This is a genomic window from Nonomuraea sp. NPDC050536, from assembly GCF_044457685.1.
Taxonomy (GTDB): Bacteria; Actinomycetota; Actinomycetes; order Streptosporangiales; family Streptosporangiaceae; genus Nonomuraea.
In genome coordinates this window covers 222286-237935 of sequence record NZ_JBITHD010000017.1, presented here as the reverse complement: position 1 = coordinate 237935, position 15650 = coordinate 222286, and the positions used below count along the sequence as shown (strand labels likewise).

At 70.2% G+C, this 15650-nt stretch carries 14 protein-coding genes, 1 pseudogene and 1 riboswitch; of the genes and pseudogenes, 2 read left to right on the top strand and 13 right to left on the bottom strand.

The genetic code is table 11. The features are described 5' to 3' along the window. From ACIBHX_RS38285 to ACIBHX_RS38230, 12 genes and pseudogenes are all read right to left on the bottom strand, one after another. Positions 1-126: serine dehydratase beta chain (locus ACIBHX_RS38285; RefSeq protein WP_397072343.1), on the bottom strand; the 126-nt coding region annotated here is incomplete at its 3' end. A 57-nt stretch (positions 127-183) separates the two neighbouring features. Further along, positions 184-573, bottom strand: a complete 390-nt coding sequence (gcvH, locus tag ACIBHX_RS38280) for a glycine cleavage system protein GcvH (RefSeq protein WP_397072335.1) — start codon at positions 571-573, stop codon at positions 184-186. A 1-nt stretch (position 574) separates the two neighbouring features. Then, entirely contained in the window at positions 575-1657 is a 1083-nt protein-coding gene (gene gcvT, locus ACIBHX_RS38275; protein WP_397072334.1) for a glycine cleavage system aminomethyltransferase GcvT, read from the bottom strand. Positions 1658-1793: 136 nt separating this feature from the next. Further along, positions 1794-1891: riboswitch (glycine riboswitch) on the bottom strand. A gap of 108 nt (positions 1892-1999) precedes the next feature. Beyond that, complete coding sequence (locus ACIBHX_RS38270) at positions 2000-2236, bottom strand: hypothetical protein (RefSeq protein ID WP_397072344.1); 237 nt, start codon at positions 2234-2236, stop codon at positions 2000-2002. A gap of 142 nt (positions 2237-2378) precedes the next feature. Then, positions 2379-2876, bottom strand: a pseudogene (locus ACIBHX_RS38265) (cation:proton antiporter); the annotation flags it as partial. A gap of 91 nt (positions 2877-2967) precedes the next feature. Then, positions 2968-4296: a M28 family peptidase gene (locus ACIBHX_RS38260; RefSeq protein ID WP_397072333.1), complete on the bottom strand. Its 1329-nt coding sequence runs from the start codon at positions 4294-4296 to the stop codon at positions 2968-2970. Positions 4297-4357: 61 nt separating this feature from the next. Then, entirely contained in the window at positions 4358-6658 is a 2301-nt protein-coding gene (locus ACIBHX_RS38255; RefSeq protein ID WP_397072332.1) for a M4 family metallopeptidase, read from the bottom strand. 91 nt (positions 6659-6749) lie between these two features. Then, a complete protein-coding gene (locus tag ACIBHX_RS38250; protein ID WP_397072331.1) occupies positions 6750-7694 on the bottom strand; it encodes a LysR family transcriptional regulator in 945 nt (314 codons plus the stop codon). 44 nt (positions 7695-7738) lie between these two features. Beyond that, a complete protein-coding gene (locus ACIBHX_RS38245; protein WP_397072330.1) occupies positions 7739-8428 on the bottom strand; it encodes a gamma-glutamyl-gamma-aminobutyrate hydrolase family protein in 690 nt (229 codons plus the stop codon). Between the two features lie 38 nt (positions 8429-8466). After that, complete coding sequence (locus tag ACIBHX_RS38240; RefSeq protein WP_397072329.1) at positions 8467-9231, bottom strand: 3-oxoacyl-ACP reductase; 765 nt, start codon at positions 9229-9231, stop codon at positions 8467-8469. Between the two features lie 6 nt (positions 9232-9237). Continuing rightward, positions 9238-10581: an aldehyde dehydrogenase family protein gene (locus ACIBHX_RS38235; protein WP_397072328.1), complete on the bottom strand. Its 1344-nt coding sequence runs from the start codon at positions 10579-10581 to the stop codon at positions 9238-9240. Next, positions 10578-11933, bottom strand: a complete 1356-nt coding sequence (locus ACIBHX_RS38230) for a glutamine synthetase family protein (protein ID WP_397072327.1) — start codon at positions 11931-11933, stop codon at positions 10578-10580. The genes ACIBHX_RS38235 and ACIBHX_RS38230 overlap by 4 nt, the downstream gene beginning before the upstream one ends. Before the next feature lie 117 nt (positions 11934-12050). On the opposite strand from ACIBHX_RS38230, the gene ACIBHX_RS38225 reads away from it, so the two are divergent. Then, complete coding sequence (locus ACIBHX_RS38225) at positions 12051-12770, top strand: FadR/GntR family transcriptional regulator (RefSeq protein ID WP_397072326.1); 720 nt, start codon at positions 12051-12053, stop codon at positions 12768-12770. On the opposite strand, the gene ACIBHX_RS38220 is transcribed toward ACIBHX_RS38225, so the two are convergent. Continuing rightward, complete coding sequence (locus ACIBHX_RS38220; protein ID WP_397072325.1) at positions 12750-14504, bottom strand: DUF2264 domain-containing protein; 1755 nt, start codon at positions 14502-14504, stop codon at positions 12750-12752. The genes ACIBHX_RS38225 and ACIBHX_RS38220 overlap by 21 nt on opposite strands. A gap of 96 nt (positions 14505-14600) precedes the next feature. On the opposite strand from ACIBHX_RS38220, the gene ACIBHX_RS38215 reads away from it, so the two are divergent. Then, complete coding sequence (locus ACIBHX_RS38215) at positions 14601-15635, top strand: substrate-binding domain-containing protein (protein WP_397072324.1); 1035 nt, start codon at positions 14601-14603, stop codon at positions 15633-15635. Positions 15636-15650 lie beyond the last annotated feature (15 nt).

Below are 15650 nucleotides of genomic sequence, written 5' to 3'. Positions count from 1 at the left end.
CGAGTCGAGCAGGCCGTCATCGTGCAACCCGCGGGCGAACTTGTGCGCGGCGGCCATCGGCCCGCCCGTGTGCGAGCTCGACGGGCCGATTCCGATCTTGAAGAGGTCGAAGACGCTGATCGCCATTGATCCGCCCTTCCGCGGGGAGATGAGCCGGGGCCCTGGCCGGGCCCCGGCCATGGGTCAGGACTCGCCCGAGGTCAGGGCGGTGTACTCCTCGGCGGAGAGCAGGTCCTCCGGATCGCCCTCGACGCGCATGCGGAACATCCAGCCCTCGCCGTACGGGTCGTTGTTGACCAGGTCGGGCGTGTCCACCACGGCCTGGTTCACCTCGACGATCTCGCCGCCGACCGGGGCGTAGATCTCGCTGACGGACTTGGTCGACTCGACCTCGCCCACGGAGTCGCCCGCCTCGACGGTCGTGCCCGCCTCGGGGAGCTGCACGTACACGACGTCACCAAGGGCCTCAGCCGCGTAGGCGGTGACGCCCACGGTCACGGTGATGCCGTCGTCGAGTCCGGCCACCCACTCGTGTTCCTTGGTGTAGCTCAGCTCGTCAGGGATGTTGCTCAACTTACTTCCTCCTGTAGAAAGGCAGCTCGACCAGGTCCATAGGTTCCTGGCTGCCCCGGATGTCCACGGCCAGACCCTCTTGCACACCAGTGTCCACGTAGGCCATCGCGATGGGCTTGCCCAGGGTCTGGGAAGGCGCACCGCTGGTGACCTCGCCGACGACGGTGCCGTCCTTGGTGACCGGGTAACCGTGGCGCGGCACCCGGCGGCCCTGGGCGACCAGGCCGACCAGCCGACGCCTGGGCGGGGTTTCCTTGACCGCCTCCAGCGCCGCCCTGCCGACGAAGTCTCCGGGCTTGTCGAATTTCACCACTCGTCCCAGTCCCGCGTCGAACGGGGTCAGCTCCGTGTTCAGCTCGTTGCCGTACAGCGGCATGCCCGCCTCCAGCCTGAGCGTGTCCCTGGCCGACAGCCCCGCGGGGATCATCCCGTACGGTGTGCCGATGCGGGTGAGCGCCTCCCAGAGCGGGACGGCGTCCTGGTTGGCCACGAACAGCTCGAACCCGTCCTCACCGGTGTAACCGGTGCGCGCGATGAGCGCCTGCCGCCCGTCGACCACGCCGGGCAGGCCCGCGTAGTACTTGAGGTTCTCCAGGTCGGCGTCGGTGAGCTGGGACAGGATCTCCTGCGCCCTCGGGCCCTGGACGGCGATCAGCGCGTACTGGTCGGAGCGGTCCTCGACCGTGGCGTCGAAGTCCTTCGTCCGATTTACCAGTTCATCAGCGACTTTTTCGTAGTTGGAGGCGTTTGCCACCACCATGAACTCGTCGTCCTGGAGCCGGTAGACGATGAGGTCGTCGATCACCCCGCCCCCGGGATTGACGATCATGGTGTAGCGCGCCCGGCCCGGCGTCAGCGCGGACAGGTGGCCGACCAGCGCGTAGTCCAGCGCCAGCGCGGCCTGCGGGCCGGTCACGAAGATCTCGCCCATGTGCGACAGGTCGAAGAGCCCGGCCGCCTGGCGGACCGCGGTGTGCTCGGCGGACTCGCTGCCGTAGCGCAGCGGCATCAGCCAGCCGGCGAAGTCGGTGAGCGTGGCGCCGAGACTCTCGTGTACGTCTCGCAGCGGTGTCGGTCGGGACATGTCGTTTCGCACCTCAGGGCAGGGTCGGATGCCAGGATCCTCCCCCTCTGTCATCGTTGCCTGAGAGCTTCGCCCGGGTTTTGCCGGACTTTCACCTTCGGCGAGGCCTGTGACAGGCCTGCTTTCCAGAGGTCACCTCGCCCGTGCGGTCCTTTGCCTTGAGAGGTTCGCGGGGAGGGCTTGCTCCTTCAGGGGCCCTGACCGGGTGTCAGGACGCTCTCCCGCACGGCTTCGACGGTGTCCCCGCCAGCCTAGCGCGGATTCGGCCTGACAGCTCTAGGGCTTCTCTGGTACGGCAGGGCCGCCGCCACCGCCTCCCCCGGGACGGCCGCCCTCCCATGGTCAGGGGCGGCGGGTGGCGTGGGGGTCGCGGAGGTCGATCTCCTCGGTGAGGCGGTGGAGGGTGGGGGCGCCGATCCGGCCTTCCGCGTACTGGCGGTTGAGGCTGTCGCGCTGCGCCTTGGCCACCTCGCGCCGCAGTTCCGTGGAGTGGCCGTGGGCCTCGATGGTGACGACCTGGCGCTGGCCCCACACCTGGGTGGCGTCGTGTTCGGGCGCGACCTGGTCCAGGCGCCGCATCGCGGCCGAGGCGGCCACCCGCCTGGCCTGCGCCTCCTCCTCGGTCGGCGGCCGCGAAGGCCGGGCACGAGGTGAGGAGGGCGAGACCGACCGCGAGCCCCACCAGCGCCCCGCCGGCGATCGCCCCCGCGATCTGCAGGGCGGCATGCGGTACGGTCACCGGCCTGGACAGCTGCTCCAGCGCGATCGCGAACAGCACCACCGCGACGCCCTCGTTGACGAGGCTCTCGCCGCGCAGCAGCGTGGTGAGCCGCTCGGGAGCGCCCAGACGTTCGAGCGCGCGGGCCTCGGTCGGGGCGAGCGCGGCACCGAGCGCCAGCGCGGCCGCCCACGGCAGCTCCGGGAGCAGCAGGTGCGCGACCAGGCCGGCGACGGCGGCCGACAGCAGCGTGAGCCCGACGCCGAGCATCGCGATCGCGCCCCAGTCGGCGCGGGCCTCGCGCGGGGCGGAGCGTTCCGCGGCGTGCTGGTAGATCAGCGGCGGGATCAGGACGGTCAGCACGAACGCCGGATCCAGCCGGACCGAGGGCACGAACGGCAGCGCGCCGAGCAGCAGGCCGAGCAGGACCAGCAAGGGGGTGGGTGGTAGGCGGAGCCGCCTGCTGAGGTAGCGGGCGGCGACGATCGAGACGGCGACCACCCGCAGCGATGTAGAGCGGCGAGCCGGTCGGGAAAAGCAGCACGAGCTCGACGCTGGGTACGGCGTCGGGCTCGTGGTGCTGTCGAGTGTGCTACGACCGCTGCCATAAGGCGGGGACGTTGGGTGGCTCCCAGTCGGGTTGCGAGGTGTGCGCCTGCAGGCATCGGTACTGGACGCCGTTGTAGGTGACGGTCGCGCCGGTCGCGTAGGCGGTCCACGGCTGCCAGGTGGTGCCCTGGCCGCCGCTCACCGTCAGTGCGAAGGGCGCCGAGTGGCCGGGGTCGCCCAGGCCGATCGTGTAGGTGTTCGGCGTGACGCCGCTGGTGGTGGCGATGGTCACGGTGGACGACTGGCCCGCCGTGATCGTCTGCGGATTGAAGGTCACGCTCACACCGGAGGGTAAGTTCGTGGCCGACAGGGAGATGGTCTGTCCCTGCCCGGACGAGCTCAGCGTGGTGGTGGCCGACTGCCCGGGCTGGACCGTGGCCGAGGCCGGGTTCACCGAGACGGAGTAGTCGGGCGTGCCCGCGCCCACGGCCAGCTTCCACAGCACGTAGGCGGTGGCGTCGGTGTTGCGGTCCAGCGCCGTGACGTTGATGTTGGCCGGGTAGCTGTCACACGAGCTGTGGTAGCACCGGTCGAACGGCTGGCCCGCCGTACCGCCCCACTTGGCGACCTCCGCGGAGGTCTTGATGTAGTCGGCGCCCGCGGCGACGCCGCCCACCCTGACGCCGGCGTTCTTGAACGAGGCGTGGTCGCTGCGGCCGTCGCCCTCGTCCTCCGGCTCGGTCTGCAGGCCGAGCGTGCCGTAGTAGTCGTTGAACAGCCGCTGCAGCGCGGGATCGTCGTCGTAGACGAAGTAGCCGGCGTTGGGCGAGGCGACCATGTCGAAGTTGAGGTACACCTCCACGCCGCTCGCGCCGCCGCTCTGCACGTAGTAACGCGAGCCCACCATGCCCTGCTCTTCGGCTCCCCACCAGCCGAAGCGCACGTGCTTGGTGAGCGTGGGCCTGGTCGCGGCCAGGGTCAGCGCGATCTCGAGCAGGCTGGCCGAGCCGGATCCGTTGTCGTTGATGCCGGGCCCGGCCGAGACGCTGTCGAGGTGCGCGCCGAGCATCACGGTCTGGTTGGCGGGGCCGCCCGGCCAGTCGGCGATCAGGTTGCTGCCGCCGCTGAAGCTCTGCACGCGGGTGGTGAACCCGGCGGCGTCCAGCTTGCCCTTGACGTAGTTGATCGAGGCGGTGAAGCCGGACCGGCCCGAGGCCCGGTTTCCGCCGTTCTGCGAGGCGATCGTCTGCAGCTGGCTGAGGTGGGCCTGCACGTTCGCCACCGGGACGTCCGGTGGCGTGGACGGATCGGCGACGGGCGCGAGCGAGGTCGCCGCCAGCGCCAGCGCCGACGCGACGAGTTTGATTCTCATGAGTCCTCACACGAAAAGGGGGCGGCCGCCCCGGAGTGAACGGCCGCCCCAGCTCACGGGATTAGATCGGCTGCCAGAGCGCCGGTACGGCGGGCGGCGTCCAGTCCGGCTGGCTGGTGTGCGCCTGCAGGCACCGGTACTGCACGCCGTTGTAGGTGACGACCGCGCCGGTCGCGTAGGCGGTCCACGGCTGCCAGGTGGTCTGCGAGCTGCCGCTGACCGTCAGGCTGAACGTGGCCGTGTGGTCGGCGCCGGCCCCGTCGGCGTTCAGCCCGATCGGGTAGGTGTTCGGCGACACCGACGCGGTCGTGGTGAACGTGACGGTCGACGACTGGCCCGCGTTGATCGTCTGCGGGTTGAACGTCACCGTCACTCCGCTGGGCACGTTGGTGGCCGACAGCGTGATCTGCTGCGTCTGGCCCGCGGTCACCTGGGTGCTGATCGTCGCCGTGGCCGACTGCCCCGCCTGGACCGACGCCGAGGCCGGGCTGACGGTGAAGGAGTAGTCACTGCTCGGCTGCCCGATCTGCAGGGTGTAGTTCGCCTGGTGGGTGGCGTTCGCGCCGGTGGCGATCACCTGGATCGACTGCGTGCCGCTGCTGCCGGCCGAGGTGGTCAGCGTCAGCGTCGAGGTCTGGCCCGCCGTGATCGTCGGCGGGTTGAGCTGGGCCGTCACGCCCGCGGGCAGCGTGCCCGTGCTCAGCGTGATCTGTTGCGCCGAGCCGCTGGTCACCGTGGTCCTGACCGTGGTGGTCGCCGTGCCGCCCGGCTGGACGGTGCCGGAGGCCGGGTCGAGCGCCAGGCTGAAGTCGTTCTGCTGCGCGGTGCAGGTCGGCTCGCCCGACTGCGCGCCCACGCTCACACCGCTCCATGCCGCCTTCACCACGTTGAACTCGTTGCACCCGGAGAACAGCGACTTGGCCGCGTTCAGGGTGGCCACCCTGGCCTTGCCGTACGTCCACGGCAGGGTCTTGGTGTTGAGCGCGGCCAGGTAGATCTGGCCGGCCTTCTGGATGCCGATGCCGGTGATCGCCGCGCCGCCGTCACACCTGGTGCTCCCGTTGGTACCCTCTGCGACCAGGTAGAACCAGTGGTTCTGCGGGCCGGCCGCCGCGTGCACCTCGGTGCTCGGGATCGAGGAGCTGTAGCAGTTCGGGTCGCCGGTGGCCGACGGGTTCTGCATGTTCCTGATCGGGCCGTTGCCCGCCAGGTTGACCTCCTCGCCGACCAGGTAGTCGGGCGGGTCGAGGCTGGCCGGCTCGTTGACGTAGTGCTCGAGCAGGGCGCCGAAGATGTCGCCGGTCGACTCGTTGAGCCCGCCGGTCTCGTTGCCGCTGCCCGAGCCGCCGCCGCCGGAGAACTGGAAGACGCCGTGGCCGAACTCGTGCCCGACGACGTCCATCGAGGTCAGCTGCTGGCTACCGGCCTGGTTGTGGCCGAAGGTGGCGTACGAGCCGGTCCAGTAGGCGTTGACCTCGTTCAGCCCCACGTAGGCCGGGTAGCCGCCGCCTTGGCCGTTGATGCCGTTGCGGCCCAGCCAGTTCTTGAGCATGTCCCACTCGTGCTGGACGTCGAACAGCGCGTCCACGCACGCGGTCTCCAGGTTCGTGCCGCCGCCGTTGCCCCAGCTGTCGGTGGACTTGGTGTACGGCTGGCCGTTCTGCCCGCCGCACTGGATGCCGCTGCGGTTCGGGTCGCGCATGGTGTACGCGGGCGTGGTGTCGATCGTGACGGGGTTGCCGTTGTAGTAGCTGTTGCCGGTGCCCTCACGCACCTCGTCCCACTGGTCGATCACCTTGCCGGTCCCGGCGTCCACGTAGACGTGCAGCGTGCTCGGGTGGTCGGCGCCGGTGACGACGACCTCCCAGGCCAGGCGCGGCTTGGCGGTCGTGGCGTGGATCACCAGGGTGGGCGTGGCCACGGAGGCCACCTTGGCCAGGCGGGTCCTGGCCGTCACCGCCGCCCTCACGGCGGTGACGGCCGGCTTGGTGGAGACGTCGATCCTGCTCTGCTGGCCGGAGGCGACGGACTGCACGACCGCGCCGGAGGAGTCGGTGGCCACGACCACGTCGCCGCCGTAGACCGGCAGGCCCGCGTGGGTGCGGCCGTAGGTGAGGTACTGCAGGCCGCGCGGGCCCTCGATGCTGGAGGTGAGCGCGAAGGAGTCCTGGTCGGTGGCCTGTAACGCCGCCTTGTCGGCCTTTATCAGGTTCTGCGAGGTGGCGATCGCGTTATGACGGGGATCGGGGGATGGCGGGTCCACCGCCCTCGCCGCCCCGGCGCTCGTGGCGCCGGCGAGCGAGACGGTGGAGAGGGCCACCGCGAGCACGGCGGCAGCCCCCAGCCTGAGCTTGGGTTTCACTCTCTTGGCTCCTCAGGGGGTGTCGGAGTGGAGTCGATCCCAAGTCTTCACAGGCCGTGTAGAGGGCGGTACCCAACAACTTCCTATAACGTCACGCTATGGCCCTTCCGTGGCGCTTCAACCAGGCGCGATAGACGGGCGCCCGCATCGACTCCGCCCAGTACGTCTTGCGCACCGTCTCGACGAGATCGTCGGCCTGACCCCCGAACGGGCCCCGCGTCGTCCAGCCCAGCACGTGACGGAAGCGCAGCGGCGCGTCCTTCAGCGGGCGCAGCGTGACGCGCTCCCTGGCCGGCGCGGTGGCCTGGAACAGCCCTACGCAGCGGCCCTCGGAGATCAGGTCCAGAGCCACCTCGAGGTTGACGCCGTAGGCCAGGCGCGGCGCGAAGCCGCTTTCCGTGCAGGCCCCCCAAAAGTGCTCGCGCGGCCCCGACTCCAGCTGCGCCGGCTGCGCCCAGTCCTCCTCGGCCAGGTCGGCCAGCTCGACCTCCTCCCGCCCGGCCAGCGGGTGGTCCTGGGCCAGGCCGACGAACAGCGGCTCGATCGCGATCACCGCGTACGCGGCGCCCTGTGGCGGCGACAGCTCGTGGCCCGGGTAGTCGTCCAGCGTGGCCAATTCGATCCGCTCGGAGGCCAGCAGCCCGGGCAGCGCGTCCATGGTCTGCTCGGTGCGCAGCCTGATGTCGGCCTCGGGGAGCAGCCGGTGCAGGCTCTTGGCCACGTAGATCGCCAGCCGCGTGGGCGCGCACCCTACGCGGATCATGTCTCCGCTTGAATGCCTTTTCGCGTCGCGTTCCAGCTCGTCGAAGGCGGGCACCAGGCTTCTCGACCTGGCCAGCAGCCACTCGCCCAGCGGGGTCGGCGTCGCGCCGTCATGGCCTCTGTCGAACAGCGCGCCACCGAACTGCCGCTCGATGCGCCTGAGCTGGGCGGCCATCGCCGGTTGTGACATCCCCAGGGTCGCGGCGGCTCTGGAGATGCTCCCGCTGTCTGCTATCGCGCACAGCACCCTTAGGTGACGGACCTCGAGATCCACACCACAAGTTTAAAAGTAAAGAAGGTTTCCAGTAAGGCCCAAATTCAGCAGGCGGTGATCAAGGCTTTGAACAGGCGGTCGTCCGTGCCGACCTCCGGGTGCCACTGGACGGCGAGAGCGAAGGGGTGGTCGTCGACGTCCACGGCTTCGATGGTGCCGTCGTCGGCGTGGGCGCTGATCGTGAGGCCGTCCGCCAGGCGGTCGATGGCCTGGTGGTGGTAGTGGGAGGCGTCCACAGGGGCCTCGCCGAGAAGTTCCGCGAGGCGGGTTCCCGGGACCGGGCGCACGGGGAGGGAGCCGTACTTGCCGGGAGCGGGGGAGTGCAGGCCATGGCCGACGACGTCCGGGAGGTGCTGGTGCAGGGTGCCGCCGAGCGCCACGTTCAGCACCTGCATGCCACGGCAGATGCCGAGGAACGGCAGGCCGCGCCGGAGGGCGCCGTCCATCAGGGCAAGCTCGGCGTCATCCCGAAATTTCCGGATGTATCCGGTGGTATCCAGGGCGTTCTGGCCGTAGCGCGCGGGATCCATGTCGCCCCCGCCGGCCAGGATGAGCCCGTCGAGCCGGTCCACCAGGGAACCGGCCTCCCCGACGGGCGGGAGGACGACCGGCTGGCCGCCCGCCCGCACGACCTGGTCGACATAGGAGTGGGGGAGGAGGGACGTGGTCATCTCCCACACGGTGAAGCGCGCGGTCTCCACGTAGCACGAGATTCCGATGACCGGACGTGTCACGACTCTCCCCTCCCAGGCCTGCCGTACAAGAGATCTTCCTAGAGCGGCGTCACGTAGGCGCCCGAGATGCCGCCGTCGACGAGGAACTGCGACGCCGTGATGAAGCTGGCGTCGTCGCTGGCCAGGAAGGCGACCGCGGCGGCGATCTCCGTGGCCTCGGCGAAGCGGCCGACAGGGACGTGCACCAGGCGGCGCTGCGCCCGCTCGGGGTCCTTGGCGAACAGCTCCTGCAGCAGCGGCGTGTTGACCGGACCCGGGCACAGCGCGTTGACGCGGATGCCCTCGCGGGCGAACTGCACACCCAGCTCGCGCGACATGGCCAGCACGCCGCCCTTGGAGGCCGTGTAGGAGATCTGCGAGGTCGCCGAGCCCATCACCGCCACGAACGAGGCCGTGTTGATGATCGAGCCCTTGCCCTGGCGGCGCATGTACTCCAGCGCGTGCTTGCAGCACAGGTACACGCTGGTCAGGTTGACCTCCTGGACCCGGCGCCAGGCGTCGATCCCGGTCTCCAGGATCGAGTCGTCGTCCGGCGGGGAGATCCCGGCGTTGTTGAAGGCGATGTCCACGCTGCCGTAGGTGTCGTAGGCCGTCTGGTACATCCGGATGACGTCGTCCTCGTTGGTGACGTCCGCCTTGACGTAGATGCCGCCGACCTCGCCGGCCGCCTTGCCGCCCGCTTCCTCGTCGATGTCGACGCAGACGACCTTGGCGCCCTCCTCGGCGAAGCGCCGCGCCGTGGCCAGGCCGATCCCGCTGCCCGCACCGGTGATCACGGCGACGCGGTCCTGCAAACGCTGCATACTGCACTACTCCCAGGAAATGAAGACGTTCTTGGTCTCGGTGAAAGCGGACAGGGCGTCGGGTCCGAGCTCGCGGCCCAGCCCCGACTGCTTGAACCCGCCGAACGGCGTCCAGTAGCGGACCGACGAGTGCGAGTTCACGCTCAGCGCGCCCGATTCGACGGCCCGCGCCACGCGCAGCGCCCGGCCGACGTCGCGGGTCCAGATCGAGCCGCTCAGCCCGTACTGGGTGTCGTTGGCGATCTGTACGGCTTCCGCCTCGTCCTTGAACGGAACCACGGACATGACCGGCCCGAAGATCTCCTCGGTGAACGTCCGGTCGGTCAGCTCCGAGGTCAGGATCGTCGGCGGGAACCAGAACCCCTTGCCCTGCGGGCAGTCGCCCTGGAAGTACGGCGTGCCGTCCATGAACGACCGGACCCGCTCGCGCTGCTCGGCGCTGACCAGGGGCCCCATCTCGGTCTCGGTGGACAGCGGATCGCCCACCTTCACGCCCCTGGCCGCCTCCGTCAGGCGCTCCAGGAACTCCTCGTAGACGTCGGCCTGGACCAGCACCCGGGAGCGGGCGCAGCAGTCCTGCCCGGAGTTGTCGAAGACGGCGTACGGCGCGGTCCTGGCGGCCTTGTCGATGTCGGCGTCGTTGAAGACGATGTTGGCGGACTTGCCGCCCAGTTCGAGGGTGATCCGCTTGACCTGGGCCGCGGCCTTGGCCGCGATCTCCTTGCCCACCTCGGTGGAACCGGTGAACACGATCTTGGCCACGTCCGGGTGCTCGACCAGGCGGGCTCCCGCGACCTCCCCTGCCCCAGGCAGCACCTGGAGCACCCCCTCGGGGAGGCCCGCCGCCAGGGCCAGCTCGGCCAGCCTCAGCGCGGTCAGCGGGGTCCATTCGGCGGGCTTCACGATCACCGTGTTGCCCGCCGCGAGCGCCGGGGCGACGCCCCAGCTCGCGATCAGCATGGGGAAGTTCCACGGGACGATGACCCCGACCACGCCGAGCGGCTCCTGGAAGGTGACGTCGATGCCGCCCGCCACCGGGATCTGCTTGCCGTGGTTGCGCTCGGGCGCGCCCGCGTAGAAGTCGAACACGTCGCGGACGCTGCCGGCCTCCCAGCGCGCGTTGCCGATCGGGTGCCCGGAGTTGGTGACCTCCAGCAGGGCCAGTTCCTCGGCGTGCTCGCCGACCAGCGCCGCGAGCCTGCGCAGCAGCCTGGCCCGGTCGCCGGGGGCCACGTCGCGCCAGGTGGCGTAGGCCCGCCTGGCACGCTCCACGGCGCGGTCGACCTCGGCCGCGTCAGCCAGCTCGACGTCGGCGACCACGTCTTCGGTCGCCGGGTTGATGATCTTCACAGTCGTTCGAATCCTCTGTACATTTCCCAGTCCGTGACCGCCGCGTCGAAGGCGGTCAGCTCCACCTTGGCGTAGTTGGCGTAGTGCGCGACCACGTCGTCGCCGAACCTCTCGCGGGCCAGCTTCGACCCCTCGAACAGCGTCAGCGCGTCCCGCAGCGTGTGCGGCACCGTCTCGGCGCCCGAGGTGTAGGCGTTGCCGCCGAAGGCCTCCTCCAGCGGCAGCTCCTCGTCGATGCCGTACAGCCCGGCGGCGATGAGCGCCGAGACCGCGAGGTAGGGGTTCACGTCGCCGCCGGGCACGCGGTTCTCCACGCGCAGCGAGTGCCCGTGGCCGCCTACCAGGCGCAGCGAGCAGGTGCGGTTGTCCACTCCCCACTTTATTGCGGTCGGCGCGAAGCTTCCTGGCACGTACCGCTTGTAGGAGTTGATGTTCGGCGCGTAGAAGAGGGTGAATTCCTTCATGCAGGCCAGTTGCCCGGCGATGAAATGCTCGCCGAGCTTGGACAGGCCGTGCGGCCCGTCCCCTGCCATCACCGGGTCGCCATCCACAGATCGCACTGATATGTGGATATGGCAAGAATTTCCCTCGCGCTGGTTCGGCTTTGCCATGAAGGTGATCGACTTGCCCTCCAGGGCGGCGATCTCCTTGGCGCCGTTCTTGTAGATCGAGTGGTTGTCGCAGGTCTTGAGCGCCTCGTCGTAGCGGAAGGCGATCTCGTGCTGGCCCAGGTTGCACTCGCCCTTGGCCGACTCGACATAGAGCCCGGCGCCCTCCATGTCCAGCCTTATCCGGCGCAGCAGCGGCTCAATACGCGCGGTTCCGAGCAGCGAATAGTCGACGTTGTAAAGATTGGCGGGCGTCATATCGCGGTAGGCCCGCTTCCAGGCGTCCTCGTAGGAGTCCTCGTAAACCACGAACTCCAGCTCGGTCCCCACGAAGGCGCGCAATCCGCGCTCTTCCAGCCGGGCGATCTGCCTGCGCAGGATCTGCCGCGGGGACGGCGCCACGTCCTCGCCGTTCTCCCAGGTCAGGTCGGCCATCAGCATGACCGTGCCCTCCTGCCAGGGCACCCGGCGCAACGTGGACAGGTCCGGCTTCATCACGAAGTCGCCGTACCCGCGCTCCCAGGACGACATCGCGTAACCGTCCACGGTGTTCATGTCGACGTCCACCGCGAGCAGGTAGTTGCAGCCCTCCGAGCCGTGCTGGAGCACCTCTTCCACGAAGTAGCGCGCGGACAGCCGTTTGCCCTGCAATCTGCCCTGCATGTCGGCGATGGCCAGCAGTACGGTGTCGACGCGGCCTGCGGACACGTCGTCACGTAGTTCGTCTACGGACAGCAACCCCATGGACGCTCCGATCTGGCCTGACGCGCTTTCCCGTTAATTGGGCTAGTCTCAGACCATTGATGTGCATGGCGGGATCGGTTGTCAAGACCTGAGGACACGTTGGACGATTCTGGTGAAATGATGATGAACCCCCTGACGGTGCTCAGGCCCGTCCGGGCGGGCAACGCTTTCGAGGAGACCGTCGAGCGGCTCCTGCAGGCCATCAAGCTGGGTGTCGTCGGGCCCGGCCAGAAGCTTCCCCCGGAGCGCGAGCTGGCCGTCCAGCTCGGCATCAGCCGTGTCACGCTGCGCGAGGCGATCCGCGCCCTGCAGGAAGCCGGTTATCTCGACGTACGGCGCGGCCGCTACGGAGGCGCGTTCGTCACCTACACCCCGCCCGCGCCGGACACCGGGGTTCTGCGCCGCGTGGTGGCCGACATGGGCACCGCCGACCTGACCGACGCGCTCACCTTCCGCATGGCCGTCGAGTGCGGGGCGGCCCAGGTGCTGGCCTCGGCCAAGCTCAGCAACGGGCAGCGGGCGGCATTACAACGCCGCCTGGCGGACGTGGACGGGGCCGCGCCAGAGGACTACCGGCGCCTGGACACGGCCTTCCACCTGTCGATCGCCGAGCTGACAGGGTCGCCGCTGCTGGCCACGGCCTGTGCCGACGCGCGGCTGCGGGTCAGCGACCTGCTCAACGCCATCCCGATGCTGCAGGTCAACATCGACCACGCGGCCACCCAGCACCGTGCCATCGTGACCGCCATCCTCGCGGGCGACCCCGAGGCGGCCCGCAAGGCCGTGTCGGAGCACCTGGAAGGCACCGCAGCCTTGCTACGCGCCTTCCTGTCCTGACCCCGCGGGCCCCTCTTGTCCTGGGTCCACCGGCCCGCTCGCGGTGAACTCCTGGATGACGCCGTCCGGCCAGGTGATCGTGACGTGCCCGGCCACCGTCGCGGTGGGCAGCTCCGTCACGGGTTCGCGGGTGAGCGTGGCCACGCTCACGACCCAGCCGTCCTCCGCCACGCCCTCCAGTACCGGGACCGTGGCCGGGCTGCCGAAGGCCGTACCCGACGGGGCCTCGGCGGCCGACGCCGTGGCCCAGCCGTACAGGCCCTTCAGGGCGGAGGTGAGGTGGGCGCTCAGGACGACCGACGGGTCCCCGGTGATGGCGGCGGTGGCCTGGGGGAGCGCCCAGCCGGTCTGGCGGGCCCGGGAGCCGGGCGGGACGCGATGGATGCGCACCTCGACGGGGCCGCGTGCCACGCTGAGACTGTCGGCGCTGCCCGCCGAGCTCGCCCAGGCGGTGTCGCCCAGCGTGCCCGCGCCCCGCGGGGTGATCGTGCCGCGGGGCGTCCAGGCGCCGTCCTGGAGGATCGCCAGGTGGTTGTCGGGGACGTCGGCTGCCGTGGTGGGGCCCGTGCGGGTGGAGTAGGCGTAGCGGTCGTAGAGCGGGTCGCCCGGGTGGTGCTGACTGCCGTGGTTGAGCACGCGGGCGATGCCGCCCGTGTTCTGCACGACGAACCCGGGCTCGGGCAGCGCGACGACCCCTTCGGGGCCCGGCTCCTCCGTGGCCGTCCAGACGGGGTGATCGGCCGGCAGCAGCAGGCCGAGGAAGGCCTTGGAGGCCCAGTACGGCGAGGCGTAGCCGGAGTAGCCCTGCAGCGAGGGCTCGTGCGGGCCGTACCAGCCCAGGGTGAGCAGGCCCTCCGGCGAGAGCGCGTCGTGCTCGAGGAAGTGGCGCAGCACGCCGGAGGCGATCCGCCGGGTCTGGCCGGGCTTCAGCGGCGTGGCGTCGAGCAGCGCCCCGGCGAACAGCGAGGCCGCCGAGGCGAACCGGTAGGTGACCGACCGGCCCTGGTAGAGCATGCCGCCGCCGGAGTCGAACGTCAGGGCGTAACCGCGCAGGAACTTCCGCAACCGATCGCCGTACCGGCCGGGCGAGGCGTGGGTGAGGTGGGTGAGCAGGGCCGGGTAGAGGTGCATGGCCCAGCCGTTGTAGTGGTCGAAGGAGCGGTTGGCGCCGTCGGAGTACCAGCCGCCGCCCTGGTACCACGGCTCGATCCTGGCCAGGCCGCGCTCGACCACGTCCTGGTCGCCGAGGAACGCGCCGACCATCACCGTGAACAGCCACCAGTTGTTGTCCACCGGCTCGTGGCGCAGGGCGTCCGCCAGGTAGGCGGTCACGCCGTCGCGGACCGCCGGGTCCAGGCGGTCCCACAGGTGCTCGCGGGTGAGCCAGAGCGAGATCGCGATGGAGGCCGCCTCCACCATGGGCTGGCTGCGGTCGCGGATCGGCTGCCACACCTTCGGACCAGACTCCAGGCCGCGCGCGTACGGCTCGAGCAGCCGGACCGGTCCGCCGCCCGCGACGCGGAAGGCCGCCAGCAGGAACGTCCTGGCATACCCCTCGAGCCCGTCGCACCGCGAGACGCTCTCCCTGCCGCCCGGGAAGACGATCACGGATCCGTCCGCGGAGCGATACGGTTCCACCGCAGCCAGCAGCGCGTCGGCCACCGCCTCCCAGTGGGCGCGAGTCCAGCCGGTGTGCGGGCTGAGCGAACGATCCTCGGGCGGGAGGGAGATCATGCGCCGGACTCTAGCAGTCTGATCGTTCGAAAGCATCCGTTCACAAACGAAAGCGACCTCGCTAGAATCTGCGGTGTCTAGCCGAAGGAGCCCCCAGTGTTCGCCGAAGAACGTCACGAAGTGATCCTGCGCGAGGTGCGCGAGCGAGGATCGGTACGGCTGGCCGACCTCGTCGACCGGCTCGGGGTCTCCATGGTCACCCTGCGCCGCGACGTGGAGTTCCTGGCCGGGCGGGGCCTGGTCAACCGCGTCCACGGCGGCATCACACGGCCTGCCGTACTGCCTGATGTGATGTCGCAGGAGGCGCTGACGGTCGGGATGCTGGTGCCCTCGGCCACCTACTACTACCCGAACGTGATCAAGGGGGCCAGGCAGGAGGCCGAGCGGCTGGGGGCCAGGCTCGTGCTGGGCGTCTCGCGCTACGACGACGAGGAGGACCGCAAGCAGGTCAGGCAGCTGATCGACGGCGGGGTGGAGGGGCTGCTGCTCACGCCGAGCAGGCAGCCCGACGAATCCCACGCGGAGTGGCTGGCCGGCCTCGGCGTGCCCGCGGTCCTGGTCGAACGGCGGGCCTCGCTGGGCGGGCCCGCCTCGCTGCTCGACGCGGCCGCCTCGCACCACGCGCACGGCGCCTTCCTCGGCGTACGGCACCTGGCGGAGCTCGGGCACCGGCGGGTCGCGATGGTCACGCGCAGCAGCCCGACCGCGCCCCGGGTACGGCACGGCTTCCTCGCCGCGGTGCGTGACCTGGGCCTGTCGGGTCCCGGTGAGTTCGGGATCGAGCAGGAAGGTCCCTCGCCTTCGCAGGTCGAGGCCGTGGTGTCGGCGATCAGGTCGGGCTCGGTGACTGGACTGCTCGTGCACAACGACGAGGACGCGCTGCTCCTGGTCCAGCACCTGCGCATCGCCGGGGTGCGCATCCCCTCGGACGTGTCGATCGTGGCCTATGACGACGAGGTCGCGGCCCTCAGCGATCCCGCTCTCACGGCCGTCGCGCCGCCCAAGTCCGCCGTCGGCCGCGCCGCCGTCAACCTGCTGGTCCGCCGCCTCGAACACCCCGACCTCCCAGGCCAGCACTTGGCCCTCCTCCCCGAACTCCGCCCCCGCTCCTCCACGGCCCCCCTCCTCTAACACCCCCACCCGCCG

Excerpts from the sequence above, each read along its gene's own strand:
- ACIBHX_RS38220 (WP_397072325.1), bottom strand. The coding sequence starts at position 14,504 with ATGATCTCCCTCCCGCCCGAGGATCGTTCGCTCAGCCCGCACACCGGC.
- ACIBHX_RS38240 (WP_397072329.1), bottom strand. The coding sequence starts at position 9,231 with ATGCAGCGTTTGCAGGACCGCGTCGCCGTGATCACCGGTGCGGGCAGC.
- ACIBHX_RS38230 (WP_397072327.1), bottom strand. The coding sequence starts at position 11,933 with ATGGGGTTGCTGTCCGTAGACGAACTACGTGACGACGTGTCCGCAGGC.
- ACIBHX_RS38260 (WP_397072333.1), bottom strand. The coding sequence starts at position 4,296 with ATGAGAATCAAACTCGTCGCGTCGGCGCTGGCGCTGGCGGCGACCTCG.
- ACIBHX_RS38225 (WP_397072326.1), top strand. The coding sequence starts at position 12,051 with ATGATGATGAACCCCCTGACGGTGCTCAGGCCCGTCCGGGCGGGCAAC.
- ACIBHX_RS38270 (WP_397072344.1), bottom strand. The coding sequence starts at position 2,236 with ATGCGGCGCCTGGACCAGGTCGCGCCCGAACACGACGCCACCCAGGTG.
- gcvT (WP_397072334.1), bottom strand. The coding sequence starts at position 1,657 with ATGTCCCGACCGACACCGCTGCGAGACGTACACGAGAGTCTCGGCGCC.